The sequence below is a fragment of the Thioalkalivibrio paradoxus ARh 1 genome (assembly GCF_000227685.2).
Taxonomy (GTDB): Bacteria; Pseudomonadota; Gammaproteobacteria; order Ectothiorhodospirales; family Ectothiorhodospiraceae; genus Thioalkalivibrio; species Thioalkalivibrio paradoxus.
Window position 1 is genome coordinate 2901504 of the sequence record NZ_CP007029.1, and the last position, 25762, is coordinate 2927265.

Consider the following 25762-nt stretch of genomic DNA (forward strand, 5'->3'; position numbering starts at 1 on the left):
TTATATCCTGCCGATGGAATTGGCAAGCGCCGATGCATTGGACCGACTACGATAGCAAAAAACGCGTGTACCGGCGAAGGACGGGTTGCCGGGCTCCGTGGCAACCCGAATCCCTGCCCGTCAATGGTGCCGCACGTTTCTGCGGCGCGTTTCACCGCCACGCTTGGTGGACGATGAGACCTTGGGCGCAGCGTCCGGCGTCGCCGCGGCTTCCGGCATGTGGGCCAGCGCAACCGACAGCACCTCGTCGATCCAGCGTACCGGGCGGATATCCAGCTTCGCCTTGATGTTCTTCGGGATATCGACCAGATCCTTTTCGTTCTCCTCCGGGATCAGCACCGTTCGGATGCCGCCTCGGTGCGCCGCGAGCAACTTTTCCTTCAGTCCCCCGATCGGCAACACCTGCCCACGCAGGGTGATTTCTCCGGTCATCGCCACGTCCGCCCGCACCGGAATCCCGGTCAGCGCCGAGACGATCGCAGTGCACATGCCGATGCCGGCGCTGGGGCCGTCCTTCGGCGTCGCACCCTCCGGCACGTGGATGTGCAGGTCCTTCTTCTCGTGGAAGCTTTCGTCGATTCCGAGTGACGCAGCCCGGCTGCGCACCACGGTCATCGCGGCGTGGATGGATTCCTGCATCACGTCACCCAGCTTCCCGGTCTGCAGGGTCTTGCCCTTGCCCGGCACCACGGTGGCCTCGATCGAAAGCAATTCGCCCCCCACCTCGGTCCAGGCGAGGCCGGTCACCTGGCCGACACGATCGGACTCTTCGGCCAGGCCGAACCGGAAACGACGCACACCCAGGTAGCGATCCAGGCTCTTCGGCGTGACCTGGGTGACCTTGGCCTTGTCCTTGCCCAGCAGGCGCTGCTTCACGACCTTGCGGCAGATCTTCGCGATCTCGCGCTCCAGCGCGCGAACACCGGCCTCGCGGGTGTAGTAGCGGACGATGTCGCGCACCACCGCGTCGCTGATCTGGATCTCGTCGTCGCTCAGGCCGTTGGCTTCGATCTGCTTCTTGATCAAATAGTTGCGCGCGATATGGACTTTCTCGTCTTCGGTGTAGCCGGACAGCCGGATGACCTCCATCCGATCGAGCAGCGGACCGGGGATGTTCATGCTGTTGGCGGTCGCGACGAACAAGGTCTCGGACAGGTCGAAGTCGACCTCGAGATAGTGGTCGCTGAAGGTATGGTTCTGTTCCGGGTCCAGCACCTCCAGCAGCGCCGATGCCGGGTCGCCGCGAAAGTCCATCGCCATCTTGTCGATCTCGTCCAGCAGGAACAGCGGGTTGCGAACCCCGACCTTGGCCAGGTTCTGGACGATCTTGCCCGGCAGCGAGCCGATATAGGTGCGCCGGTGGCCGCGGATCTCGGCTTCGTCACGCACACCGCCCAGCGCCATCCGGGTGAACTTCCGGCTGGTCGCGCGCGCGATCGACTGCCCCAGCGAGGTTTTGCCGACACCGGGCGGACCGACCAGGCACAGGATCGGCCCCTTCATCTTCCGCACCCGGGACTGCACCGCCAGGTACTCGAGGATCCGCTCCTTGACCTCTTCCAGGCCGTAGTGATCCTCGTTCAGCACCTGTTCCGCGGCCGCCAGATCCTGGCTGACCTTGGTCCGCTTCTTCCACGGCACGTTGACCAGCCAGTCGATATAGCTGCGAACGACGGTCGCCTCGGCTGACATCGGCGACATCATCTTCAGCTTGTTCAGCTCGGCCTGGGCCTTCTTCTTGGCGTCGCGCGGCATCCCGGCCTTCTCGATCTTCCGCGCGAGTTCCTCGGCCTCGTTCGGCGCATCCTCGAGGTCGCCCAGCTCCTTCTGGATCGCCTTCATCTGCTCGTTCAGGTAGTACTCGCGCTGCGATTTCTCCATCTGCTGCTTCACGCGGCCGCGAATGCGCTTTTCGATTTGCAGCACGTCCATCTCGCCCTCGATCTGGGCGATCAGGTGTTCCAGGCGCTCCTTCACGCTGGCGATCTCGAGCACCTTCTGCTTCTCGTCCAGCTTCAGCGACATGTGCGCGGCGATGGTGTCGGCCAGCCGCGAGGCATCGTCGATTCCCGCCAGTGAGGTCAGGATCTCGGGCGGAACCTTCTTGTTCAACTTGATGTACTGCTCGAACAGGTTCAGCGCCGAGCGGCCGAGTACCTCCATCTCGCGCTCCTCGGCGCCGGCCTCTTCATCGACCAGACGGATTTGCGCAACGAAATGCTCGTCGTGCTCGCCGAGATCGATCACCTGGGCGCGCTGGGAACCTTCGACCAGCACCTTGATCGTGCCGTCGGGCAGGCGCAGCAGCTGCAGGATGTTGCCCAGCGTGCCGATGTCGTGCAGATCCTTCGCGCTGGGTTCGTCGATTTCGGCGCTCTTCTGGGCGACCAGCAGCACCTGCTTGTTCTCGGCCATCGCCGAATCCAGCGCACGGATCGACTTCTCGCGGCCGACGAACAGCGGGATCACCATGTGTGGATACACGACGACATCGCGCAGCGGCAGGACGGCAACGCGCTTCACCGGCGATTCCACGTCGTTCTGGGAAGAACTGGTCTTCTGGGTCATGGGGCCCTCTCGAGGGTCATCGGACAATGAGTTTGAAAGGAGGTTGGGGCATCGGCGGCCATTTTCAAGCTTCGCCGGAGAAATCCGCGGGCGGAACCCCACCGCGTTGCCGGGACCGGCAAGAAGGCTTGCGCAACGCCACACGGCGCTCCAGCGGCCCGGACGCTGGCGCCCCGTTAAAGCAACCGCTCCTGATGGCACGCCTCAAACGGCACCGCCGATGTTCACGGCGCGCAGCCCGGCGGGCCGCGTCCCGGCGCTCAGGAGTCGGAGGCCGCCTGTTTCGCGAAACCGGTGTTCTCGTAGATCAGGTAGGGCTCGGCGTCGCCGCGGATCACGGCCTCGTCGATCACGACCTTGCTGACGTTCTCCATCGACGGAAGCTCGTACATGGTATCCAGCAGGATGTTCTCCATGATCGAGCGCAGCCCGCGCGCGCCGGTCTTGCGGTTCATCGCCTTGCGCGCGATCGCGCTGAGCGCGTCGTCCCGGAACTCCAGATCGACGCCTTCCATCTCGAACAGGCGGTGGTACTGCTTTACCAATGCGTTGCGCGGCTGGGTCAGGATGGTGACCAACGCAGCCTCGTCAAGTTCTTCCAGCGTCGCCTGAACCGGCAGGCGCCCGACGAACTCGGGGATCAGGCCGTACCGCACCAGATCCTCGGCCTCGAGACGCTGCAGCCAGGCGCTGCCCGAGCGATCCTTGTCCTTCGAGCGGACTTCGGCCGAAAACCCGATGCCGCCCTTCTCGGACCGCTGCTGGATGACCTTTTCCAGCCCGGAGAACGCGCCGCCGCAGATGAACAGGATGTTGCGCGTATCGACCTGCAGGAATTCCTGCTGCGGGTGCTTGCGCCCTCCCTGGGGGGGCACCGACGCGGTCGTCCCCTCGATCAGCTTCAGCAGGGCCTGCTGCACGCCCTCGCCCGAGACATCGCGGGTAATCGAGGGGTTATCGGACTTGCGCGAGATCTTGTCGATCTCGTCGATGTAGACGATCCCGGTCTCCGCCTTCTCGACGTCGTAGTCGCTCTTCTGCAGCAGCTTCTGGATGATGTTCTCGACGTCCTCGCCGACATACCCCGCCTCGGTCAGCGTGGTCGCATCGGCGATCGTGAACGGGACATTCAGCACCCGCGCCAGCGTCTCGGCCAGCAGCGTCTTGCCCGAACCGGTCGGGCCGATCAGCAGAATGTTGGATTTCGAGAGTTCGACGTCGTCCTTTCCGGACTTCGCCTCGAGCCGCTTGTAGTGGTTGTAGACGGCCACCGACAGGATCTTCTTCGCCGAATCCTGGCCGATCACGTACTCGTCGAGGATCGCCCGGATCTCCCGCGGCTTCGGCAGCGAGTCGCGCTCCGTGTGGCCGGCCTCCTGCATCTCCTCACGGATGATGTCGTTACAGAGCTCCACGCATTCATCGCAGATGAACACCGAAGGCCCGGCGATCAGTTTCCGCACTTCGTGCTGGCTCTTCCCGCAGAAAGAGCAGTACAGCAGCTTGCCGTCGTTGCGGGAGGATTTGTCGTCGCTCATCCGTATGCCTCGGTCTGCGATTCGTGATTCATTTGCAACATGCCCCGTTTGCGAATCGGTTGCAAGCTGACCGGCAGTCCGTCGGGTTGCCGCGGGGTGATCACCCCGATTGCACCTCGCGCTTCTCGAGGACATGGTCGACCAGGCCGTATTCCTTGGCTTCCGGCGCCGTCATGAACCGATCGCGCTCGGTGTCGTTGCGAATCGTCTCGACCGACTGGCCCGAGTGCCGAGACAGGATCTGGTTGAGTTCCTCGCGGATCTTCAGGATCTCGCGCGCGTGGATGTCGATGTCCGTCGCCTGGCCCTGGTAGCCGCCCAAGGGCTGGTGGATCATCACCCGGGAATGCTGCAGGCAGTAGCGCTTGCCGGCGGCGCCACCGGCCAGGAGCACCGCGCCCATGCTGGCGGCCTGTCCCACGCAGAGGGTACTCACCTCGGGCTTGATGAACTGCATGGTGTCGTAGATCGCCATTCCGGCGGTCACCGCACCGCCCGGAGAATTGATGTACAGGCTGATCTCCTTGTCCGGGTTTTCCGACTCGAGAAACAGCAGCTGGGCCACGATCACGTTGGCCATGTAGTCTTCGACCGGGCCGACGCAGAAGACGACGCGATCCTTCAGCAGCCTCGAGTAGATGTCGTAGGCGCGCTCGCCGCGAGCGGTCTGTTCCACGACCATCGGTACAAGATTCAGGGCCTGGGTGTGCTGCGCCCCGGAAACGTCGGGAATACGGCTCATGCGGCGCTCTCCAGATTGGGTTGACTGGGCGCCATCAGGCCCTCGAAGGTATTCGGCTTCTCGGTGACCCGGGCCTGCTCCAGCACCCAAGCGACCACCTGATCCTCGAGCACCAGGGATTCGAGACCGGCCATCGCCTGGGGATGCGTCCGGTAGTGACGCTTGACCTCCTCGGGGTCCTCATAGGTCTGCGCCAGCGTGTCGAGTTCCGCGTCGAGCCGCGAGCGGTCGATCTCCATCTTCTCGGCATCGACGATCGCTCGAACGACCAGCCCCAGGCGCACTCGGCGGGCGGCTTCGTCCTCGAACATCGCGTCCGGCAACGGCTGCGATTTCTCGGGCCCACCGAAACGCTTCTCGGCCTCGGTGCGCAGGCGATCGACTTCGGCCTGCACCAGGCTTTTCGGGAGTTCGAAATCGTGCCGCGCGACCAGCGCGTCCATCACCTGCTTCTTCACCCGGCCCTTGATGTTCTGGGCGAGCTCCCGCGTAAGGTTTGCCTTGACTTCCTCGCGCAGTTTCGCCACGTCGCCGTCCTCGACGCCGAAACTGCGGGCGAAGTCGGCATCCACGTCTGGCAGGCGCGGCTCTTCGACCTTCTGGATCTTCAGTGCGAACTGGACCGTCTGACCCTTCAGATTCTCCGCCGGGTAGTCTTCCGGGAAAGTCACGTCGATGTCCTTTTCGGCGCCGGCCTCAAGGCCCACGAGCTGCGATTCGAAATCCGGAAGCAGGCGCCCTGCCCCCACTTCGACCGCAAACCCCTCGGCCCGGCCGCCATCGAACGCCTCGCCGTTCAGCGTGCCGGTGAAATCCAGGGTCACCCGGTCGCCATCGGCCGCCGGGCGTTCGACTGCATGCCACTTGCGCTGCTGCCGGCGCAGCGATTCGATCACCTTGTCCACGTTCTCCGCCTCGACCTCGGCCACGGGCCGTTCGATCTCGACATCGGAGAGATCGGCCACGGTCACCTCGGGAAAGACCTGGAACGATGCCACGTATTCGATCGGCTGACCCGGCTCGAGCACGCGGGGTTCGATGCTCGGGCCGCCGGCCGGCGCCAGGCCCTCCTGATCGATGGCCTCGCGATAGCTCCGCTGCAGCATTTCGCTCAGCACTTCCTGGAAGACACCGGATCCGTAGCGCTGCTGCACGATCTTCAGCGGGACCTTGCCGGGACGGAAGCCATCGATTCGCACCCGCCGGGTCAGCGCCTTCAGGCGTTTTTCGACCTCGGAATCGACTTGCTCTCGCGGGAGTTGCACCGTCATCCTGCGGTCCAGGCTGCCGGTGGCTTCAACAGAAACTTGCATCAGTAGGCCTCGTGTACGATCGGGAAATCAGGAAATACCGGAATGCGCCAGCCGGGCGCGATTGGGTCGGATTTGTAGCACCCGACGCCAGGAATGGTGCGAAAGGAGAGACTCGAACTCTCACGGGTTGCCCCACTGGAACCTAAATCCAGCGCGTCTACCAGTTCCGCCACTTTCGCTCGGTCGCCCTGGACATGACCCCTTAGTTTACTGCGTGCAGGCAGACACGTCACATGCCCGGCCCTGCGCACGCATTGCCATACTCGGCGCAACGCCCGGGATCCGCCGTCAGGAAGCGCGACGCCCGACCTCCGCGAGGTCCGGTTCAACCGGCTCGGCCGGCTCTGCAACTGTACCTGCGTCTGCCACGATCCGCAGCTGGCCGGGGTCCGGATCGAGCCCGGCTTCGCGCAGCAATGCCCGCAACACCCGCTCCGGCACATTCAGGCGCAGATGCATATGCCCGTCCGCACCGGTCTGCTCGGCCTCCACCGCGCGCTCCGCGAACAGACGGCTGCGCAGCCGGCCGGCGGCCGCCGGCAACGCGACCCAACCGCGAAACATGGCCTCGGTGAAATGGTTTGCGAGCCGTGTCTGCAACGCCTCCACGCCGGCACCGGTCACCGCCGACACCCAAAGGGTGTCGCCCCCGGCCTCGAAACGCCCCGAAACACCGTCACTGGCCGGCGGCATGCGGTCGATCTTGTTGTACACCCGCCAGACCGGCACCTCGCCCGCCCCGATCTCTGCCAGCACGTCTTCGACCTGCTCGATGTGCGCCTCACGCTCCGGATCCGAGGCGTCGATCACGTGCAGAAGCAACGCAGCCTCGCGGGTCTCGGTCAGGGTCGCCTTGAATGCCGCGATCAGTTCATGCGGCAGATCGCGAACGAAGCCAACGGTATCGGCCAGGATCACCGACTGGTGCGGAGCGAGATCGAGCCGGCGAAGGGTGGGATCGAGGGTGGCGAACAACTGGTCGGCGGCATACACCTGCGCCTCGGTCAGGCAGTTGAACAGGGTCGATTTGCCGGCGTTGGTGTACCCCACCAGCGCCACCGTCGGCGTCTCGTTACGCCGCCGGGCCTGCCGGCCCTGTTCCCGGGAGCGCTGGACCTTTTCCAAGCGCCGTTCGATGTGCTTGATCCGCGCTGCCAGCAACCGCCGGTCGGTTTCGAGCTGGGTTTCACCCGGCCCGCGCAGGCCGATGCCGCCTTTCTGGCGCTCCAGATGGGTCCAGCCACGGACCAGGCGCGTCGACATGTGCCGCAGTTGTGCCAGCTCGACCTGCAGCTTGCCCTCGTGGGAACGCGCACGCTGGGCGAAGATGTCGAGAATCAGCCCCGAACGATCCAGAACCCGGCACTCCAGGTGCCGTTCCAGGTTGCGCTCCTGGCTCGGTGACAGCGGGTGGTTGAAAATCGCGAGATCGGCACCGGCATCCGCGACCGCGGCCGCTATCTCGTCGGCCTTTCCGGAACCGACGAAGAAGCGCGGATCGGGGTTACGCCGGCTTCCGGAGATCTGGCCGACCACGTCGGCACCGGCAGACTCGGCCAGATCACGGAATTCCCCGATCTGGGCTTCGATATCGGCCACCTCGCCCATCGCGAGTGCAACCAGCAGGGCGCGATCCCCGCTCTCAGGACGCTCAAACAATCGTGTGTAACTCCTTCATGAACTCAGGAATCCTTGGTGTCGGCAGGCTCCTCGCCCTCGATGTTCAGGCGCACCTGACGTGCCGGAACAATCGTCGAGATCGCGTGCTTGTACACCATCTGTGACACCGCGCTCTTCAGCAGCACGACAAACTGGTCGAAGGACTCGATCTGCCCCTGCAGCTTGATGCCGTTGACGAGATACACCGAGACCGGAATGCGGTCGCGGCGCAACGCGTTGAGGAAGGGTTCTTGTAGCATCTGCCCTTTTGCCATGATCGGTCATCCTTTTGTCTGTCGTCATCGGGAGCCGGCGCCCCCTTATATTTTTGAAGACTAGCATATCGTCGAACCGGTTCCGCGCGGTGCCGCGCGAAATCAGCGCGCCAGGCGCGCCAGCACCGCGCCGACGTCTGCAGTCTCGGCGCAGAGCCGTTCGATTCCCTGCTGGCCGCGCAGCCAGGTCAGCTGCCGCTTGGCAAGCTGGCGGGTGGCATCGATGCTGCGCTGGCGAAACTCATCCAGGCCATAGAACCCCGAAAGCCACCGCCAGCCCTGGCGATATCCGACCGCGCGTTGTGAAACATGTTCCGCAGTCAAGTGCGGACGCGCGGCGAGCCGCTCCAGTTCCTCGGTGAACCCCGCGTCCAGCATCGCGTCGAAACGCTCGGCGATACGCCTGCGCAGCCGGGCCCGGTCCTCGGGCCACAACGCCAGGCTGCGCCAGTGCGCAGGCGGGCGGCGGCGCTCCCCGGACTGGAACGACGACAGCGGACGCCCGGTACTGAAGAACACCTCGAGTGCACGCAGAATACGCTGCGGATCGTTCGGGTGGATGCGCGCCGCCGCGGCCGCATCCACCGCGGAAAGCTCCCGATGCAGCCCCTGCGCGCCGACCTCGGGCAAACGGGCGCGCAGCGCGGCGCGCACCGCCGGGTCGATCTCGGGCATCGGATCCAGCCCTTCCAGCAGCGCGCGGAAATACAGCATCGTGCCGCCCACCAGCAGCGGCGTACGCCCGCGAGCAATGATCTCCCGCATCCGGCACGCGGCCAGCTCGGCGAAGTCGGCGGCCGAGAAGCTCTGCTCGGGGTCGCGGACATCGATCAGGTGATGCGGGACTCGCCGCCGCTCCGCGGCATCGGGCTTGGCCGTGCCGATATCCATGCCGCGGTATACCTGCGCCGAATCCACGCTGATGATCTCGGCCCCGATCGCCTCGGCCACGTCCAAGGCCAGCGCCGACTTGCCGCTGGCCGTCGGCCCCATCAGCAGAATGACCTGGCGCACCGCCTCAGCGTCCGCGCAGGAACAAGCGGTCCAGCGCCTGCCGGTCCAGCTCGACATAGGTCGGCCGGCCGTGGTTGCACTGCGCGCTGTGCTCGGTCGCCTCCATGTCCCGCAACAGGCGGTTCATCTCCGGCAGCGTCAGCTTGCGGCCGGCGCGAATCGCGCCGTGACACGCGATCGTACTGAGCACCCCGTCCAGCGCCGCCTCCGCCCGGTCCGCATGGCTCAGTTGCTGCAAGTCGGCGAGCACATCCCGCAGCAACTGCGTCAGATCCCGGCCCTGCAGCAACGCCGGCCCGGCGCGCAGGGTCACCGATTCGGGCCCGGAACGGTCCACCTCGAAGCCCAGGCCGCGCAGCAGCTCGGCCGAGGCCTCCGCCAGATCGGCCTCCGCTCGGGTCACCTGAAGCGTTTCCGGCACCAGCAGTGGCTGGCGGATCATGCGGGCCTCGCGCCAGTCCCGTTTCAGCCGCTCGTAGGTAATGCGCTCGTGCGCCGCGTGCATGTCCACCAGCACCAGGCCGCGGGCGTTTTCCGCCAGCACGAAGGCATCGGCCACCTGCCCGATCGCAAACCCGAGCGGTGGCATACCCGCCGGCTGCGCGGGGCCGGCGGGCTCGCGTACAGCCGGGTGGGGCTCGGGCTCGACCGCCTCCGTGACCTGGGGCAGCGGCAATTCCCAGCGCGTATCCCGTGCCGGCTCGCCGGATGAACCGTTCCGACGCGCCGGTGCATCCGAAAACGCGCGGCCGGACCCGAACCTGGCGTCGTTGGCGGTCGGCACGGGCCCCGTTCCGGCAGGACCGTCTCCGGGTCGCAGGTCGGCAAGGGCGCGATGCAGCGCCCGGAACACGAAATCGTGCACCAACCGCCCGTCGCGGAAGCGGACCTCGTGCTTGGCGGGGTGAGCGTTCACATCCACGGTCGCGGGATCCAGATCCAGGAACAGCACGAACACCGGATGCCGCGCCTGGTACAGCACGTCGCGGTAGCTGCGCCGCACCGCCGCCGCGAGCACGCGGTCGCGCACCGGCCGGCCGTTCACGAAGAAATGCTGCTGATCGGCCTGGGCGCGCGAATGCGTCGGCGCGCCAAGCCAACCACACAGGCGCAGGCCGGAGCCTTCCTCCTCCACTTCGAAGGCATGGCGCAGGAACTCCTCGCCGAGTAGCGCTGCGACGCGGCCCGCGGCCGCCGCCGCGCCGACCGCCGGCAAATCCAGCACCGCGCGCCCGTTGTGGCGCAGTTCGAACGCGATGTCCGGACGCACGGCCGCGTGTGTCCGGACCACGTCTTCGCAATGGAGGTACTCGGTACGCTCGGTGCGCAGGAACTTGCGCCGGGCCGGCACATTGAAGAACAGGTCGCGGACCTCGACCGTCGTGCCCCGGGGGTGCGCCGCCGGCGCCACCTCGCCGAACGCGTCCGAGCCATCGCCCGCCAGGCGCCAGCCGCTGCGCTCCCCGGCCACCCCCGAGGTCAGGACCAGCCGGGCCACCGAAGCGATCGAGGGCAGCGCTTCGCCGCGAAACCCGAGCGTCTGCAACGCTTCGAGATCGCCCAGTTCGCTCACCTTGCTCGTCGCGTGCCGCGACAGCGCCAGCGGCAGTTCGTCCCGCGCGATGCCGGAACCGTCGTCGGTCACCCGGATCAGGCGCATCCCACCCTGCTCGAGATCGACCTGGATGCGCCGCGCCCCGGCGTCGATGCTGTTCTCGATCAGTTCCTTGATCACCGAGGCGGGACGCTCGATCACCTCGCCGGCGGCGATCTGACTGATCAGTTGCGGTGGGAGTTTCTGGATCGGCACGGGGGCGGACGACTGGACAAAGGCAGCAGCCTAGCCCAGAAGGGCCTGCGACCGGAAGGCCCGCGTTCCCGGGACTCAGCTGCCCTGGTACGGAATCTGCAGCACCTGCCCCGCAAAAATGCGGTCGTTCGGCAGGTCGTTGACCGCCCTCAGATCCGCAACCGACATCCGGTACCGCTCCGCGATCGCGGACAGCGTCTCCCCAGGCCGGATGATGTGCCGGTCGCGGCGGCCTTCGGCGATCAGCGTTCCCGGCGGAGCGTGGGTCGAGAAATAGGCACGCAAGCCGGTGAGAATCGCATCGGCGAGCGAGTTCTGGAAGCTCTGGGTGCGCAGCTTCCGCTCCTCGGACGGGTTGGAGATGAACGCCGCCTCGATCAGCACCGAGGGCACGTCGGGCGAGCGCAACACCGCGAAGTTCGCGCGCTCCACCTCCGCCTTGCGCACCTTGCCGACCCGGTGCATCTCGGAAATCAACCGCTGCGCAAGCGAATGACTGGCCTCGATCGTGCCGCTCTGCGCGAGATCCAGCAGCACACTGGTCAGGGAATCGTCCTTGCTCTCGATCGGTACGCCCCCGAGGCGCAGATCCGCGCTGTTCTCGCGCTGCGCGAGGAAACGCGCGGCTTCGCTGGAGGCACCGCGGTCGGACAGGATATAGACCGACGACCCCTGCACCCGGCGATCGTGGATCGCATCGGCATGAATGGAGAGGAACACGTCGGCCTGTGCCGCCCGGGCGCGATCGATGCGCTCGCGTAGCGGGAGGAAGTAGTCGCCGGTGCGGATCATCACCGGGCGCATCCCCGGCTCGCGCTCGACCCGTTCGGCCAGACGCCGCGCGATCTGCAGCACCACGTCCTTCTCGCGGGTGCCGCCGGGGCCGATCGCGCCCGGATCGTGGCCACCGTGGCCTGGGTCGATCGCGACGATGACCTCGCGCAACGGCTCACGCGGCCGATTTTCCGGCTTCGCCGACGTCTCCGGCGCGATCCGCGCCACCGCAACCGGTTCCGCGCGCTCGGTCAAATCCAGCACCAGCCGGTGCGGCGAGCCCTGCGCCGGCAACAATACGAAGCTGTGCGGCTCGACCGGGGAGCGCAGATCCAGCACCACGCGCAGGTCGGTCCCGTTGCGCTGGGCATAGCGCACGCCCGCGACCAGCGACCGCGGGTTGGACGCGACCTCCAGTGAGTTCAGCGCGCGCGCGCCGGCAAGGTCGACAACCACCCGATGCGGCGAGTCCAGCGCAAAAATGTCGTAGTCGGCGGGCCCGTCCATGTCGAACACCAGCCGCGTCGTCGACCCATCCACCGACATGCGCAGCCGCTGCACCCCGGAGCGCGCCCACAGCGAAAGGGGGGCAACTCCCAGGCCCAGTCCCGCCAGGCCTTGCAGGAGCCGGCGTCGGAGCAGATCGGGCTGATGCATTCCGGCCACGGGTATTCCCTTTTCGATCAGGGGCTCTGCTTACATTGTGGACCTTTCGCATCAAAATGCAAGACAGAAATGCTTTCTTTTGAGAGAGATACCCGCTGTTCTGATTGCACCCTCACAAGTCCCTCATTTGCCTGGAGATCGCTGCAGCCAGCGGCCCGGAGAATGACAGCCGGCGACCGGTGCCCTCGTGCACCAGCGTTGCGACCAGATCCGGCGGCGGCAGCCAGCCCGCACCGCGATCCGGCCACTCCACCAGCCAGAGGGTGCGCGCGTCGCTTTGTTCCCGCACACCGAGGTACTCGAGTTCGTCCGCATCGCCGACGCGGTACAGGTCGAAATGCAGCACGGTCAGCCCGGCGAACTCGTAAGGCTCGAGCAGCGTGTAGGTGGGGCTGCGCACCGCGCCGCGATGCCCCAGCGCACGCAACAGCCCGCGCACCAGCGTCGTCTTGCCTGCCCCGAGGTCGCCCTGCAGGTGGATCTGGCGCAGCTGCGCGAACGCCGGGCACCGGGCCAGCGCCGCCCCCGCCTGCTCGGTCGCTTCGGCATCGGGCAGCCACCGGCCCGCGTCGCTCATGCGCCACCTCCGGCGCCGCTTTGCGGCAGCGCCTCGATCACATCGCCCGCGAGCATGCCGCGTTCCCCGCCGATGCGGTCCGCCGCCAGCCGCGCCGCCGCAACATGCCAGGCAGCCCCTGCCGCCGCCGCCTCGCCTGCCCCGAGCCCCTGTGCCCGAAGGGCCGCAACGATGCCGGTCAGCACGTCCCCCATTCCGGCGCTGGCCATCCCCGGGTGCCCGCCGGTGATGCAGGCCATTCCGCCTCCCGGCGCCAGCGCGACCAATGACCCCGCCCCCTTCAGCAACACTACACCGCCGAAGCGGCGGCGGATCGCACCGACTGCGGCGACACGATCGGCGTTGACCACAGAGGTCGTGACCGCAAGCAGCCGCGCCGCCTCGCCAGGATGCGGCGTCAACACCCAGTCGCCGCGCTGCCGCGGCGCCTGCGCCAGCAGATTCAACGCATCGGCATCGACCACCAGCGGCCCCGGCCAGTCGGCAACCGCCGGCCACAGCGCCCGGCCCCAGGCCTGCTGCCCGAGGCCCGGCCCGACCGCGACGGCATCGGCCCCCGCCAGCAGCGCCTGCAGATCCTGCGCCGATGCGGCCGGGCGCACCATCAGTTCGGGCCGTTCGAGGTTCGCCAGCGCCGCGTGCTCCGGGTGGGTGACCAGCGTCACCCGTCCTGCCCCGGCACGGAGGGCCGCGATTCCCGCCAGCCGCCCGGCCCCGGAGTAGCCCGGCGCTCCGCCGATCACGACGACATGCCCGCAATCGCCCTTGTGCGCGCCGGGACGGCGCCTCGGCAGCCACCGCGACACCGCCTCCGGCCGCCAGCGCACGGCCGGAAACGGCACATCCTGGAACACCTCGTCCGGAACGCCCAGGCCGGCGACCCGGACTGTGCCGACGAAGTCGACCGCCGACCCGGTGTGCAGGCCCAGCTTGTCCGCGATCATCGTTACGGTGACCGCCGCCCGAACTGCCACGCCCTGCACCGCACCGGTGTTCACGTCGATGCCGGACGGCACGTCCGCCGCCAGTACCGGCTGCCCGGAGGCGTTCAGGCGCTCGATCAGCACCGCCAGTTCCCCGCCGATCGGGCGCCCGAGGCCGATTCCGAACAGGCAATCGGCCCAGACATCGGCGGCGCCGGGTGCAAAGTCCTCGAGCGGCTCGACAGCGCCCCCGCCAGCGCGCCAGGCCTCGGCCGCACGTGCACCGTCACTGGCAGCGTCGGCGCCGCCGGCGCTGCCGTGGACGGTCACCGCCCAACCCGAGGCGGCGGCGAGCCGGGCGAGCACATAGCCGTCGCCGCCGTTGTTGCCCGGACCGCAGAGCACGCCGAGACGGCGCGCGCCCGGAAACGCGTCGGTCAGCGCATCGAGCAGCGCCGCGCCGGCGCGTTCCATCAGCGCACCGCCGCCCATTCCCGGCCGGGCCATCGCCCGGCGGTCGAGTTCACGCATTCCGGACTCGTCGTAGAGGCGGTTGGCAACAGGCACCGCCGTCGGGTCATCATTCACGCTATCCGCACCCAGGAAGAGGCTGTCCGTCGATCGTGCCGCAAACCCTGACTCCAAGCCAATGCCGTGAGCTGGCCGCCCGGATCCGCGAGTGGGGGCACGCCCTCGGCTTCCAGGCCGTGGGCATCACCGACGCGTCGGTCGGCGTCCACGCGGAGCACCTCGATGCCTGGCTCGCGCAGGGTTCGCATGGCGCGATGCGCTGGATGGCGGACCGCGCCGAGCTGCGGCGCGACCCCGCGCAACTGCTTCCGGGCGTGCAACGCATCGTCAGCCTGCGCATGGACTATCTGCCGCCGGACTGCGCGCGGCCCGAGACGATCCTCGGCGATTCCACCCGGGCCTATGTCTCGCGCTACGCGCTCGGGCGCGACTACCACAAATTGATCCGCCGGCGGATCCAGACGCTCGCCAACCGGATCGAGACCGCGGTCGGCCCCTTCGGCTACCGTGCCTTCACCGACAGCGCACCGATCCTCGAGAAGGCGCTCGCCGAACGCGCCGGGCTGGGCTGGATCGGCAAGCACACCAACCTGCTGGCGCGGGAAGCGGGTTCCTGGTTCTTCCTCGGCGAGCTGTTCACCGACCTGCCGCTGCCGGTGGACGCGCCAACCGAGGCGCACTGCGGCAGCTGCCGGGCCTGCCTCGACATCTGCCCGACGCAGGCCTTTCGGGGACCGTACGACCTCGATGCCCGCCGTTGCATCTCCTACCTGACCATCGAACACCCGGGCGCGATCCCGGAACCCCTGCGGCCGATGCTCGGCAACCGCGTCTACGGCTGCGACGACTGTCAGCTGGTCTGCCCCTGGAATCGCTTCGCAAGTCTCAGCGTCGAACCGGATTTCGCTGCGCGTCACGGGCTGGACTCGGCGGGGCTGATCGAGCTCCTGGCCTGGGACGAACCGACGTTCCTGGAGCGAACCGCCGGCATGGCGATCCGCCGCATCGGCCACCCGCGCTGGCTGCGCAATGTCGCGGTGGCACTGGGCAACGGCCCGGCGACACCCGAGGCGATCGCGGCGCTCGAGCGCCGCGCCGGGCATCCGTCCGCGCTGGTTCGCGAACATGTGGGCTGGGCACTCGAGCGACTGCGGCTGCGGAAGCGACCGGCGCGGTAACGCCATGCCCGGCGGAACAGCCTGCGGCGCAGGAACCGCAGGCGGCAGACACCGACCCCTGAGGCTCGCCCCCGCGCTGCGCGCCGCGCGCCGGCGGCGCTCCGTCCAGGCGTCAGACCTCGGCCAGGTGCCCCTTCCCCTCCAGCCAACGCTTGCGGTCGGGCGCGCGCTTGCGGGCGAGCAGCATGTCGAGCAGCCCCGCGGTATCGTCGCCGGGATCCAGCGTCAGGCGCACCAGCCGGCGGGTGTCGGGGTTCATCGTGGTCTCGCGCAGCTGCAGCGGGTTCATCTCGCCGAGCCCCTTGAAGCGGGTCACGGTCACCTTGCCGCGACGCTTCTCGGCGGCGATCCGGTCCAGGATGCCCTGACGCTCGGCATCGTCGAGCGCGTAGAACACCTCCTTGCCGACATCGACGCGAAACAGCGGCGGCATCGCGACGTATACATGCCCGCCCTCGACCAGCGGCCGGAAGTGGCGAACGAACAACGCACACAGCAGCGTCGCGATATGGGCGCCGTCGGAATCGGCGTCGGCGAGGATGCACACCTTGCCGTAGCGCAGCCCGTTGAGTTCCGTCCGGCCCGGATCCACGCCGATCGCCACGCTGATGTCGTGGATCTCCTGCGAGCCCAGCACCTGGTCCGGATCCACCTCCCAGGCGTTCAGGATCTTGCCCCGCAGCGGCATGATCGCCTGAAACTCGCGGTCGCGGGCCTGCTTCGCCGAGCCGCCGGCCGAATCGCCCTCGACCAGAAACAGCTCGGTGCGCGACAGATCCTGGCTCGCGCAGTCGGCCAACTTGCCCGGGAGCGTCGGCCCCTGAGTCAGCTTCTTGCGCACCACCTTGCGCCCCGCCCGCTGACGGCGCTGGGCGTTCTGGATCGCCAGTTCCGCGATGCGCTCACCGACCGAGGGATGCCGGTTCAGCCACAGGCTGAAGCCGTCCTTCACCACGCCGGCGACGAACGGCGCCGCCTCGCGCGACCCCAGCCGCTCCTTGGTCTGGCCGGCGAACTGGGGATCCTGCATCTTGAACGACACCACGTAGGCGACCCGTTCCCAGACGTCGTCCGGCGCGAGCTTCACGCCCCGCGGCAGCAGATTGCGAAACTCGCAGAACTCGCGCACCGCCTCGGTGAGGCCGGTGCGCAGCCCGTTCACATGCGTTCCGCCCTGCGGGGTCGGGATCAGGTTCACGTAGCTCTCGGCCAGCCCCTCGCCGCCTTCGGGGAGCCACAGCACCGCCCAGTCGACACCCTCGCGTTCTCCGGCAACCGCGCCCATGAACGGCTCGTCGGGCAGCCGTTCCAGACCCTGCAGCGCCTCGACGAGGTAGTCCTTCAGGCCATCGGCGTAGCACCAGCGGACCTGCTCGCCGGTCACCTCATCCTGGAAGCTCACCGCAAGGCCCGGACAGAGCACGGCCTTCGCGCGCAGCACATGCTTGAGCCGGGGTACCGAGAACTTCGGGCTGTCGAAATAGCGCGGATCGGGCCAGAACTGCAGGCGCGTCCCGGTGCTGCGCCGGGGGACCTCGCCCACCGCCTCCAGATCCGACACCTTGTGACCGCCGGCGAAGGCCATGTTGTATTCCTTACCATCGCGCCGGATCCAGACCTCCAGGTGCCGGGACAGCGCGTTCACCACCGATACCCCGACGCCGTGCAGCCCGCCCGAGTACTGGTAGTTCTTGTCGGAGAACTTGCCCCCCGCATGCAGCCGCCCGAGGATGACCTCGACCCCGGGCCTTTTCTCGCGGGGGTGCTGATCGACCGGCATCCCGCGGCCGTCGTCGGTCACCGACAGCGACCCATCGTGATGCAGCACCACGTCGATGCACTGGGCATGGCCGCTGATGGCCTCGTCCACCGAGTTGTCGATCACCTCCTGCGCCAGGTGGTTCGGCCGCGAGGTGTCGGTGTACATGCCCGGGCGCTTGCGCACCGGGTCGAGGCCTTCGAGTACTTCGATGTCGGATGCGGAATAACTCACCGGCGGACTTCCTGTGGCGTTCGGCAGGCCGTAGTGTAGTGCGGCGCGGCAAATCGGCGCACGATTCCTTCTTCCCGCCGCCCCCGCACGCTTGAATTCAGGGCATCCGGCCCGACAATGTGCAGCATTGCCGATTTGCACCCATTCAGAATTCCGGAGTTTTTCATGGTAGAAGCAACGAACGACCTGCTCGACGTCACCGCCGGCGACTTCCAGCAGGCGGTGATCGAGGAGTCCTTCCGGCGCCCGGTACTGGTCGATTTCTGGGCCGACTGGTGCAGCCCCTGTCAGATGCTGATGCCCGTTCTGGCCAAGCTGGTCGACGAATACGCGGGCAAATTCCGCCTGGCGAAGGTGAACAGCGACGAGCAGCAAGGCCTCGCCAGCCAGTTCGGCGTGCGCAGCCTGCCCACGGTGATGTGCTTCCGCAACGGCAAGCCGGTCGACCAGTTCATGGGCGTGCACCCCGAATCCGCGATCCGCGCGATCATCGAAAAGTACCTCGAGCGCCCGTCCGACCGGACCCGCGAACAGGCACTGGCCCGGCTCGACTCAGGCGATGTCGCCGGCGCGGTGGCAGACCTGCGCGCCGCGGTGGCTAGCGACCCGGAGCATCACGAGCTGAAGATCGACCTCGCACAGGCGCTGTTGCAGGCGGGTGATGCACAGGGCGCCGAACAGCAGCTGAATCTGCTGCCGATGGACGTGCATGAACAGGATGCGGTGAAACAGCTGCGAGCCCGGCTGGTGTTCGCAAAGACCGCGAACGGCACCGACTTGACCACGCTCGAGCAGCAGCTGCGCGAGCACGGCGACGACCCCGAGGCGCTGGAGCGGCTGGCCGCTGCCTACATGGTGGCAGGGCGCAGCCAGGAGGCAATGGACCTGTACCTGAAACTGATGCAGCGCCACCGGAGCTACAACGACAACGCGGGGCAGAAAGGTCTGCTCGCAGCGTTCGAGGTGCTCGGGCCGCGGCATGAACTGGTCGGCCAGTACCGGCGCCGGATGGTCTCGCTGCTGTATTGATGCAGCGGGCACCGTTGCCGGGGCTTAGCGTGCAAGTCACGGCCTGTCTCGTGCCCCGGGCGACCCGTAGGGCGGAAAAGCGCAGCGTCATCCGCCGCTCGGCGTTCGCGCCTCCCCGGCGCCTGCGGCAACCCCGGCGTGGGAATGGCGGATGACGGCCTTCGGCCTCTTCCGCCCTACGCCTGATGCAGCGGGCACCGTTGCCGGGGCTTATGGCCCCGGCAAACGGCGCCCCGGGGTGCCTACTGCGCGCTGTTCAGCGTCTGGATGATCTCGATCGCCGGCCGGTACCCGGAGATCTGGTGTCCACTGTCGGTGATGGTTGCCGGGGTTCCGCTGATCCCCAGTTCCCGGCCCAGCGCCAGATGTTCGTCGGCGGGCGTGTCGCAATGTGCCTCGGGAACCGGTTTGCCTTCCTTCGCGAGATCCATCGCGGCGTTGCGGTCGTCCGCGCACCAGATGTTGCGCATCACGTCGGGGGACTCGCGCCCCAGCACGGGGAACATGAAGTAGCGGACCTTCACCCCGGCATCCAGGTATGTCTGCATCTCCTGGTGCTGGCGCCGGCAGTACGGGCAGTTGGGGTCGGTAAACACGTTCATCACGTGCCGCACTTCGCGCTCGGGCACGTAGACCGTGAGTTCGGAATCGGGGATCTCGGAAAAGACGTCGGCACGCGCCTGCTGGCGCGTCTCCTCGGTCAGGTTCTTCCGCGTTTCCAGGTCGATCAGGCTGCCCTGGAGCAGGTACCGGCCATCCTCGGATACGTAGAACACGTCCGCGCCGTAGCGCACCTCGAACAGGCCCGGGATGGCGGTGGGCTCGATCGCGTCGGGCGCGACCGTCGGCACCACCTCGGCCAGGCGTTGCTCGATCGCGTCGCTGGCGGCTGCCGGGGCCGCGATCAGCAGGGTCAACAGCGGGATCAGGAATCTGCGGGGTCGTAGCATCGGGGCTCTCGTCGGTTTGAAGAAAACGGGCGGCAGTGTACCACTGCCAACGCGCGCTTCGACCTGCGGGGTCGCGCGTAGTTGCATCGCGTGTCAGCCGCGCGGATGGTGACGCGCGTGCAGAGCCTGCAGGCGCGCGCGGGCAACATGCGTGTAGATCTGCGTCGTCGACAGGCTGCTGTGACCGAGCAGCATCTGCACCACGCGCAGGTCGGCGCCATGATCGAGCAGATGCGTCGCGAACGCATGGCGCAGCGTGTGGGGCGACAACTCAGCGGTGATCCCGGCTGCCGCTGCGTAGGCCTTGATGCGGTACCAGAACGCCTGCCGGGTCATGGCCCGGCCGCGCCGCGTCACGAACACCGCCTCGGCGGGCGGATGGCCCTGCATCAGTGCCGGGCGGCCTCGCGCCAGGTACTCCGCCAGCCAGTCTCCGGCGACCTCGCCCAATGGCACCAGCCGTTCGCGCGACCCCTTGCCGGTGACGCGGAGCACACCCTGCCTGGGATTCACCTGCGATTGTTCCAGCGTGACGAGCTCGGACACGCGCAGCCCTGTCGCATACAAGAGTTCGAGCATCGCGCGGTCGCGCAGGCCCAGCGGATCCTCCGGATCGGGCGCTGCCAGCAGGGCCTCGACCTGGATCTCGGAAACACTACCGGGCAACGGCCGCCCAAGACGCGGCGCATCGATATGGGCAGTCGGGTCGTCACGGCGCAGGCCGGCGGCAGCGAGAAAGCGATAGAAGCGGCGCAGACTCGACAGCCAGCGCGCAACCGAGCGCGGCCGCGCACCCGCGCGCATGCGCGAGCCGAGGAAGTCGAGCAGATCCGCGCGACTCGCGTCAGCCAGCCCCACCCCGCGGGGTTGCAGCCACCGGGCCAGCGCGGTCAGGTCGCGGCGGTACGCTTCGAGGGTTAGATGTGCCAGTCCCTCGACCGCCCAGAGTTCCTCCAGGAAACGGTCGAGGACCGGATCCGGGTGCGAGGACCCGGCATCGGGCCCCGCCCCCGGTTCCGCCTGGGCGGCCTCAGTCCTTCGCGGCACCGGCTGCGGTGCCATGGGCCCCGAACTTCGCGGCGACGGCATCGAAGACCTTGGTCAGTTCCATCGGCAGCGGGAAGAAGATGGTGTTGCTCTGGCCTGCGTTGGACATGTCGGCCATGGTCTGCAGGTAGCGCAGCTGCAGCGCCGCCGGACTCTGGCTGATGATGTCGGCCGCCTGGGACAGCTTCTCGGCCGCCTGCAGTTCGCCCTCGGCGTGGATGACCTTCGCGCGCCGCTCGCGCTCGGCCTCGGCCTGCCGCGCGATCGCGCGAATCATCGACTCGTTCAGGTCCACGTGCTTGATCTCGACGTTGGTGACCTTGATGCCCCAGGAGTCGGTCTGGGCATCGAGAATCTCCTGAATATCGCTATTGAGCTTGTCTCGCTCGGAGAGCATCTCGTCGAGATCGTGTTTACCGAGCACCGAGCGCAGCGTCGTCTGCGCCAGCTGGCTGGTGGCAGCGAAATAATCCTCGACCTGGATCACCGACTTGGCCGAGTCGACCACGCGGAAGTAGAGCACCGCATTCACCCGCACCGTGACGTTGTCCTGGGAGATCACGTCCTGGCTGGGCACGTCGAGCGTAATGATGCGAAGGTCCACCTTCACCATCTGCTGGATGCCCGGGATGATGATGATCAGACCGGGACCCTTCACTGACTGGAAGCGCCCCAGAAAGAACACCACGCCACGCTCGTACTCGCGTAGCACCTTGATCGACATCGCGATCAGCGCGACGACGACCACCAACGGGAACAGATATGCACCGGTCATTGCGTGTACTCCTTCACTTGGGTTGTTCTATCTGCGTTGTTCTGGGCGCGCGCTGTCAGGACGCCGGACGCGCGGCACCGGCGGACTCCTCGGCAACCGGCTCGACCTTCAGCCGCATTCCGTCGACGGCAACGACGCGGACCCTCTGCCCCCGTTCCACCGGCGCGGTGGTTTCGGCGGTCCACAGCTCGCTATGCACGAACACCTGGCCGCTACGGTCGAAGTCCTCGCGCGCCTCGCCGACCATGCCGACCATGTGATCCTGGCCGATCGTCGGCTTGACCCGGCGCAGGCGGAACAGACGCCCGAGCACCCAGATCGAGAACACGGCGACGACCAGCGCCGTCCCGACCACCAGCGGCAACGAAATGTTCAGGTTTGGATCGTCCCACAAGATGATGGACCCCGTAATGAATGCGATGATGCCGCCGATGCCGAGCACCCCGAAACTCGGCAGAAACGCCTCGGCGACCATGAAGATCAGGCCCAGCAGAATCAGTGCGAGCCCCGCATAGTTTACCGGCATCACCTGCAATGCATAGAACGCCAGCACCAGCGAAATCGCGCCGATTACCCCGGGGTAGATCGACCCTGGGTTCGAGAGTTCGAAAATGATCCCATAGATGCCGATCAGCATCAGGATGTAGGCGATGTTCGGGCTGGTGATCACCGCCAGCAGGTTGGTGCGCCAGTCGGGATCGACCGTGATCACCTCGATGTTCTCGGTATTCAGGACGCGCTCGCCCCAAGGCATGCGGACGCTGTGCCCATGGATCTGCTCCAGCAGATCGTCGAGATTGTCGGCGACGAAATCGATCACGTTCTCTTCCAGAGCCTCGCGCGCGGTCAGGTTCACCCCTTCGCGCACCGTGAGTTCGGCCCAGTCGGCGTTGCGGTCGAAGCGCTCGGCGAGCCCCCGGATATAGGCGACCGCATCCTCGATCACCTTGCGCTCCATCGCGGTGTCGCCGCGGCGCGGTTTTTCCTCTTCGACCTCGTCGTCGTTCGCCTCCGCGCCGTTGGCGTCGGTCTCCTGCGCATCGTCGCCGTTCGTTGCGTCGTCGTTCCCGTTGCCGCGGTCATCGCCGCGCGACGGCCGGCTGCCGCCGTCGTCCATGCCCGGGAACCCCCCGCCGCCCATCTGCACCGGCGTCGCCGAACCCAGGTTGGTGGCCGGCGTCATCGCCGCGACGTGGGATCCGTACAGCATATAGGTGCCGGCACTCGCGGCGCGGGCGCCGGCCGGGTGCACGTAGGTCACGACCGGCACGTCAGAGGCCAACATCGCCTTGACGATGTCGCGCATCGAGGAATCGAGCCCGCCGGGGGTATCGAGTTGCAGCACCATCAGCTCGGCGCCTTCCCGCTCGGCCCGTGCAATGCCGCGGATGATGTAATCCCCGGTCGCAGGACCGATCGCGTCCGCCACGGTCAGCAGCAGCGCCTGCGGGCGTTCCTCCTCGTCCCCCGAAGCCGCGAGCAACCAGCCGGCCGCAAACACCAGGCAGGCCGCCCAGAGGATCCAGCGGAGAATCGGGGTCCTTCTTTTCAGCACGCGCATGGTCGAAATCCTGAACGTCACGAATGAAACCGGCAACGGCGGGTGGTTCGGCGGCCTGAGCCGGGCCGGCAGCCAGGGCCACCGCATCGGCGGAACGGAAACGGGCTGGCACCTCTGGCATGGCCGCCCCCTCATCCTACACGCTATCGAGCCTCTGCGGCCGCAGGTCCAACATGTCGCGATCCGCCGTAACACTGCTGTGGACCGTGACCGGAACCGGGGGTTTCCCTTCCCGCGCGGAGCGCCCACCGAACGCCCGGCCACCGGTCGCCGCGGCCGCACGGATGCCATCGCCACGGCGCTCGGGTATTCTCCGGTCCCGGGACTCTCCCGGAGTCCCCATTCATCGGACCGCGGAAGAATTATGGACCCTGAAGAGCGCCCCATCCCCCTGCTCGGCTTTGCCGCCTGGAGCGGCGCCGGGAAGACGACGCTGCTCACCCGGCTGCTGCCGGTGCTGCGCGCCAGCGGTCTCGAAATCGCGATGATCAAGCATGCCCACCACGACTTCGACATCGACCATCCGGGCAAGGATAGCTACGTACTGCGCCAGGCCGGCGCCTCGCAGATGCTGGTCGCGTCCAGCCGCCGCTGGGCGCTGATGGTCGAAACGCCCCCGGACCGGGAGAGCGACCCGGCGCTGGGCGAGCTGGTGGCGCGGATCGACCGGCGCCGCGCCGACCTGATCCTGGTCGAAGGCTTCAAACGCGAACCGATCCCGAAGGTCGAAATCCACCGCCCCGCGCTGGGCAAACCGCTGCTGTGCACCGGTGATCCCAACATCATCGCAGTGGCGACCGACCAGCCTGAAGCCGTGCCCCAAGGCATCCCGGTGCTGGCGCTCGGCGAAGTCCGGGAGATCGCCGCCTTCATCGGCGCGCGCTTCCAATTGCCCGGCCTCGCGAAGCCGCCCGCGCCCTGACTGTGAAGGAGACCTGCATGGACGAATCCGATCCGAACGCACTGACCGTCGAACAGGCGCTGGAACGGATCCTGGCAACCGCTGACCGGGTCACCGGATCCGAGGCAGCGGCGTTGCCGGATGCGCTCGACCGCGTCCTGGCCGAACCGGTCACCGCGCGCATCGACGTCCCGCCGGCGCGCAACGCGGCGATGGACGGCTACGCGCTGGCCGCGCACGCAGGCCAGGCCGGTCGCCGCCTGAGGGTGGCCGGCGTATCGGCCGCCGGGCATCCATGGGATGGAAAACTGGCTCCTGGCGAATGCATCCGCATCCTGACTGGCGCGGTGGTCCCCGACAGTGCCGACGCCGTGGTGATGCAGGAGCACGTGACCCTGGCCGGGGAGCACATCACGCTGGCCGCCGATGTCGAGGCGGGTGCCAACATCCGCCATCCGGGCGAAGACACCAGGGCCGGCACCGTGATCCTCGACCCCGGCCGCCAGCTGACCCCGGCCGACATCGGGCTGCTGGCTTCCCAGGGCATCGGCGAGGTTACGGTGCTGCGCCGCCCGCGGGTGGCCTTGTTCACCACCGGTGACGAGCTGGTGCCGATCGGACAGCCGCTGCAACCAGGCCAGATCCACGACAGCAACCGCCACACCCTGCGCGCGCTGTTGAGCCGATACCCAGTGGACTTCGACGATCTGGGCGTGATCGCAGACACCGAGGACGCGGTACGCGCGGCCCTGACCCGCGCCGGGGAGAGCGCGGACCTGATCCTGACCACCGGCGGGGTGTCGGTCGGCGATGCCGATTTCGTAACCCGCCTGCTGCAGCGCGAAGGCGAGGTCGGATTCTGGAAAGTCGCGATGAAGCCGGGACGGCCGCTGGCCTTCGGCCGCTTCGGCCGTGCGCTGTTCCTGGGGCTTCCCGGCAACCCGGTTTCGGTGATGGCGACGTTTTCGCTGTTCGTACGCCCCGCACTGCTCCGGCTCTGCGGGACCGAACCGGCACCGCCATGGACGCTGCGTGCCCGCCTGCTCGACGATCTGCGCAAGAACCCCGGTCGCGCCGACTTCCAGCGCGGGATCCTGGAGCAGCGGGACGGCGAATGGGTAGTGCGCTCCACCGGCGGCCAGGGATCGCATCAGCTGCGCTCGATGAGCCTGGCCAACGCCTACATCGTGCTGTCCCGCGAGAGCCGGGGTGCACGGGCGGGCGAGCAGGTGGACGTGATCCCGTTCCAATCGGTGTTCTGAGCGTGGCGACGCACGGCTCCGCTCCGGCGATGCCTCGGCACTGGGCATACCGCGCGCGATGACCAACGCCACGGCCTCCTCGGATCCGATCGGACTGCCGCGCCGCTTTGCCGCGATGGTCTACGACGGCGTTCTGGTGCTCGCCTTGTGGCTGGTGCTCGGACTGTCGTTCGTGGCGATCGGCGCGCTCACCGGCCCGGTCCCGATCCCGGTGCTGCTGGCCGCCCAGCTCGTCGCGGCCTGGGCCTTTTTCGTCTGGTTCTGGACCCGAACCGGGCAGACGCTCGGCATGCAGGCCTGGAACCTGCAGCTGCGCGGCGACGAAGGCGGCCCGGTGCACCCATGGAAGGCAACGCTGCGCTACCTGGTCGCGCTGGCCCAGTGGCTGCTCGTGCTGTTCGGGATATATCTGGCACGCGAGTACGGCGCGGTGGCCAGCATCGCGGTCACTGCGCTGCTGCTGATCGGCATCGGGCTCAGCCAGCTGCACCCTCGCCGGCTGATGCTCCACGACTGGCTGTCGGGAACGGCGTTGGTGCGCATTTCGCGGCAGGCACCGCCGCATCCGCGCCAGCGCTGAGGCTCGGCGCGGCCCACGGCCGCAACGGATCTCCGCACCCCGCCCGGCCGCGTCGCAGCCAGCCCACGCGCATCGATTCCGCTGCCCGGCAGCGGT

At 67.6% G+C, this 25762-nt stretch carries 21 protein-coding genes, 1 tRNA gene and 1 pseudogene; 6 read left to right on the top strand and 17 right to left on the bottom strand.

What is annotated here, in order from left to right; all coding sequences use genetic code 11:
• Nucleotides 1-120: 120 nt before the first annotated feature.
• From lon to THITH_RS13055, 12 genes are all read right to left on the bottom strand, one after another.
• Nucleotides 121-2568: an endopeptidase La gene (gene lon / locus THITH_RS13000; protein WP_006748871.1), complete on the bottom strand. Its 2448-nt coding sequence runs from the start codon at nucleotides 2566-2568 to the stop codon at nucleotides 121-123.
• Between the two features lie 260 nt (nucleotides 2569-2828).
• Complete coding sequence (clpX, locus tag THITH_RS13005; protein WP_006748872.1) at nucleotides 2829-4106, bottom strand: ATP-dependent Clp protease ATP-binding subunit ClpX; 1278 nt, start codon at nucleotides 4104-4106, stop codon at nucleotides 2829-2831.
• A 100-nt stretch (nucleotides 4107-4206) separates the two neighbouring features.
• Nucleotides 4207-4848: an ATP-dependent Clp endopeptidase proteolytic subunit ClpP gene (clpP, locus tag THITH_RS13010; protein WP_006748873.1), complete on the bottom strand. Its 642-nt coding sequence runs from the start codon at nucleotides 4846-4848 to the stop codon at nucleotides 4207-4209.
• Nucleotides 4845-6161, bottom strand: a complete 1317-nt coding sequence (gene tig, locus THITH_RS13015; protein ID WP_006748874.1) for a trigger factor — start codon at nucleotides 6159-6161, stop codon at nucleotides 4845-4847. The genes clpP and tig overlap by 4 nt, the downstream gene beginning before the upstream one ends.
• A 94-nt stretch (nucleotides 6162-6255) precedes the next feature.
• Nucleotides 6256-6340: transfer RNA gene (locus THITH_RS13020), tRNA-Leu, on the bottom strand.
• A 109-nt stretch (nucleotides 6341-6449) separates the two neighbouring features.
• Nucleotides 6450-7820: a ribosome rescue GTPase HflX gene (gene hflX / locus THITH_RS13025; protein ID WP_006748875.1), complete on the bottom strand. Its 1371-nt coding sequence runs from the start codon at nucleotides 7818-7820 to the stop codon at nucleotides 6450-6452.
• Between the two features lie 23 nt (nucleotides 7821-7843).
• Nucleotides 7844-8095 carry an RNA chaperone Hfq gene (gene hfq, locus THITH_RS13030; RefSeq protein WP_006748876.1) on the bottom strand — a complete coding sequence of 84 codons (252 nt, stop codon included), beginning with the start codon at nucleotides 8093-8095 and terminating at the stop codon, nucleotides 7844-7846.
• A 102-nt stretch (nucleotides 8096-8197) separates the two neighbouring features.
• The gene (miaA, locus tag THITH_RS13035) at nucleotides 8198-9109 is read right to left on the bottom strand and encodes a tRNA (adenosine(37)-N6)-dimethylallyltransferase MiaA (protein ID WP_006748877.1); all 912 of its coding nucleotides are present in this window, start codon (nucleotides 9107-9109) and stop codon (nucleotides 8198-8200) included.
• 4 nt (nucleotides 9110-9113) lie between these two features.
• Nucleotides 9114-10919 carry a DNA mismatch repair endonuclease MutL gene (gene mutL / locus THITH_RS13040; RefSeq protein WP_006748878.1) on the bottom strand — a complete coding sequence of 602 codons (1806 nt, stop codon included), beginning with the start codon at nucleotides 10917-10919 and terminating at the stop codon, nucleotides 9114-9116.
• Between the two features lie 75 nt (nucleotides 10920-10994).
• The gene (locus THITH_RS13045) at nucleotides 10995-12350 is read right to left on the bottom strand and encodes an N-acetylmuramoyl-L-alanine amidase (RefSeq protein ID WP_006748879.1); all 1356 of its coding nucleotides are present in this window, start codon (nucleotides 12348-12350) and stop codon (nucleotides 10995-10997) included.
• A 121-nt stretch (nucleotides 12351-12471) separates the two neighbouring features.
• Entirely contained in the window at nucleotides 12472-12936 is a 465-nt protein-coding gene (gene tsaE, locus THITH_RS13050; protein ID WP_006748880.1) for a tRNA (adenosine(37)-N6)-threonylcarbamoyltransferase complex ATPase subunit type 1 TsaE, read from the bottom strand.
• Nucleotides 12933-14390: an NAD(P)H-hydrate dehydratase gene (locus THITH_RS13055; protein ID WP_006748881.1), complete on the bottom strand. Its 1458-nt coding sequence runs from the start codon at nucleotides 14388-14390 to the stop codon at nucleotides 12933-12935. Before THITH_RS13055 ends, tsaE begins: the two co-directional genes overlap by 4 nt.
• 92 nt (nucleotides 14391-14482) lie before the next feature.
• Between THITH_RS13055 and queG the strand changes: the two genes are divergently transcribed.
• Complete coding sequence (queG, locus tag THITH_RS13060; RefSeq protein ID WP_006748882.1) at nucleotides 14483-15568, top strand: tRNA epoxyqueuosine(34) reductase QueG; 1086 nt, start codon at nucleotides 14483-14485, stop codon at nucleotides 15566-15568.
• A gap of 112 nt (nucleotides 15569-15680) precedes the next feature.
• Here queG and parE read toward each other — a convergent pair whose 3' ends face one another.
• The gene (gene parE / locus THITH_RS13065) at nucleotides 15681-17561 is read right to left on the bottom strand and encodes a DNA topoisomerase IV subunit B (RefSeq protein WP_006748883.1); all 1881 of its coding nucleotides are present in this window, start codon (nucleotides 17559-17561) and stop codon (nucleotides 15681-15683) included.
• 165 nt (nucleotides 17562-17726) lie between these two features.
• Between parE and trxA the strand changes: the two genes are divergently transcribed.
• Nucleotides 17727-18590 (top strand): thioredoxin, encoded by an 864-nt coding sequence (gene trxA / locus THITH_RS13070; RefSeq protein WP_006748884.1) that lies wholly within the window; start codon nucleotides 17727-17729, stop codon nucleotides 18588-18590.
• Nucleotides 18590-18776 (top strand): annotated as a pseudogene (locus THITH_RS19385) (hypothetical protein). Before trxA ends, THITH_RS19385 begins: the two are co-directional and overlap by 1 nt.
• A gap of 56 nt (nucleotides 18777-18832) precedes the next feature.
• On the opposite strand, the gene THITH_RS13075 reads toward THITH_RS19385, so the two are convergent.
• From THITH_RS13075 to THITH_RS13090, 4 genes are all read right to left on the bottom strand, one after another.
• Complete coding sequence (locus tag THITH_RS13075; protein ID WP_006748885.1) at nucleotides 18833-19540, bottom strand: DsbC family protein; 708 nt, start codon at nucleotides 19538-19540, stop codon at nucleotides 18833-18835.
• A 93-nt stretch (nucleotides 19541-19633) separates the two neighbouring features.
• Nucleotides 19634-20629 carry a site-specific tyrosine recombinase XerD gene (xerD, locus tag THITH_RS13080; protein WP_006748886.1) on the bottom strand — a complete coding sequence of 332 codons (996 nt, stop codon included), beginning with the start codon at nucleotides 20627-20629 and terminating at the stop codon, nucleotides 19634-19636.
• Nucleotides 20571-21362 carry a slipin family protein gene (locus THITH_RS13085; protein WP_006748887.1) on the bottom strand — a complete coding sequence of 264 codons (792 nt, stop codon included), beginning with the start codon at nucleotides 21360-21362 and terminating at the stop codon, nucleotides 20571-20573. The genes xerD and THITH_RS13085 overlap by 59 nt, the downstream gene beginning before the upstream one ends.
• 55 nt (nucleotides 21363-21417) lie before the next feature.
• Nucleotides 21418-22923 (bottom strand): NfeD family protein, encoded by a 1506-nt coding sequence (locus THITH_RS13090; protein ID WP_006748888.1) that lies wholly within the window; start codon nucleotides 22921-22923, stop codon nucleotides 21418-21420.
• Nucleotides 22924-23287: 364 nt separating this feature from the next.
• On the opposite strand from THITH_RS13090, the gene mobB reads away from it, so the two are divergent.
• Genes mobB through THITH_RS13105 form a run of 3 tightly spaced genes read left to right on the top strand, consistent with a single transcriptional unit; the run spans nucleotide 23288 to nucleotide 25666 of the window.
• Complete coding sequence (gene mobB / locus THITH_RS13095; protein ID WP_006748889.1) at nucleotides 23288-23845, top strand: molybdopterin-guanine dinucleotide biosynthesis protein B; 558 nt, start codon at nucleotides 23288-23290, stop codon at nucleotides 23843-23845.
• A 17-nt stretch (nucleotides 23846-23862) separates the two neighbouring features.
• Nucleotides 23863-25086 carry a molybdopterin molybdotransferase MoeA gene (gene moeA, locus THITH_RS13100; RefSeq protein WP_006748890.1) on the top strand — a complete coding sequence of 408 codons (1224 nt, stop codon included), beginning with the start codon at nucleotides 23863-23865 and terminating at the stop codon, nucleotides 25084-25086.
• Nucleotides 25087-25144: 58 nt separating this feature from the next.
• The gene (locus THITH_RS13105; RefSeq protein ID WP_006748891.1) at nucleotides 25145-25666 is read left to right on the top strand and encodes an RDD family protein; all 522 of its coding nucleotides are present in this window, start codon (nucleotides 25145-25147) and stop codon (nucleotides 25664-25666) included.
• Nucleotides 25667-25762 lie beyond the last annotated feature (96 nt).

What these genes read in the sequence shown, in the direction of transcription:
- lon (WP_006748871.1), bottom strand. Translation starts at nt 2,568, where the DNA reads ATGACCCAGAAGACCAGTTCTTCCCAGAACGACGTGGAATCGCCGGTG.
- clpX (WP_006748872.1), bottom strand. Translation starts at nt 4,106, where the DNA reads ATGAGCGACGACAAATCCTCCCGCAACGACGGCAAGCTGCTGTACTGC.
- clpP (WP_006748873.1), bottom strand. Translation starts at nt 4,848, where the DNA reads ATGAGCCGTATTCCCGACGTTTCCGGGGCGCAGCACACCCAGGCCCTG.
- tig (WP_006748874.1), bottom strand. Translation starts at nt 6,161, where the DNA reads ATGCAAGTTTCTGTTGAAGCCACCGGCAGCCTGGACCGCAGGATGACG.
- hfq (WP_006748876.1), bottom strand. Translation starts at nt 8,095, where the DNA reads ATGGCAAAAGGGCAGATGCTACAAGAACCCTTCCTCAACGCGTTGCGC.
- THITH_RS13045 (WP_006748879.1), bottom strand. Translation starts at nt 12,350, where the DNA reads ATGCATCAGCCCGATCTGCTCCGACGCCGGCTCCTGCAAGGCCTGGCG.
- tsaE (WP_006748880.1), bottom strand. Translation starts at nt 12,936, where the DNA reads ATGAGCGACGCGGGCCGGTGGCTGCCCGATGCCGAAGCGACCGAGCAG.
- THITH_RS13055 (WP_006748881.1), bottom strand. Translation starts at nt 14,390, where the DNA reads ATGCGTGAACTCGACCGCCGGGCGATGGCCCGGCCGGGAATGGGCGGC.
- trxA (WP_006748884.1), top strand. Translation starts at nt 17,727, where the DNA reads ATGGTAGAAGCAACGAACGACCTGCTCGACGTCACCGCCGGCGACTTC.
- THITH_RS13075 (WP_006748885.1), bottom strand. Translation starts at nt 19,540, where the DNA reads ATGCTACGACCCCGCAGATTCCTGATCCCGCTGTTGACCCTGCTGATC.
- xerD (WP_006748886.1), bottom strand. Translation starts at nt 20,629, where the DNA reads ATGCCGTCGCCGCGAAGTTCGGGGCCCATGGCACCGCAGCCGGTGCCG.
- THITH_RS13085 (WP_006748887.1), bottom strand. Translation starts at nt 21,362, where the DNA reads ATGACCGGTGCATATCTGTTCCCGTTGGTGGTCGTCGTCGCGCTGATC.
- THITH_RS13090 (WP_006748888.1), bottom strand. Translation starts at nt 22,923, where the DNA reads ATGCGCGTGCTGAAAAGAAGGACCCCGATTCTCCGCTGGATCCTCTGG.
- mobB (WP_006748889.1), top strand. Translation starts at nt 23,288, where the DNA reads ATGGACCCTGAAGAGCGCCCCATCCCCCTGCTCGGCTTTGCCGCCTGG.
- moeA (WP_006748890.1), top strand. Translation starts at nt 23,863, where the DNA reads ATGGACGAATCCGATCCGAACGCACTGACCGTCGAACAGGCGCTGGAA.
- THITH_RS13105 (WP_006748891.1), top strand. Translation starts at nt 25,145, where the DNA reads ATGACCAACGCCACGGCCTCCTCGGATCCGATCGGACTGCCGCGCCGC.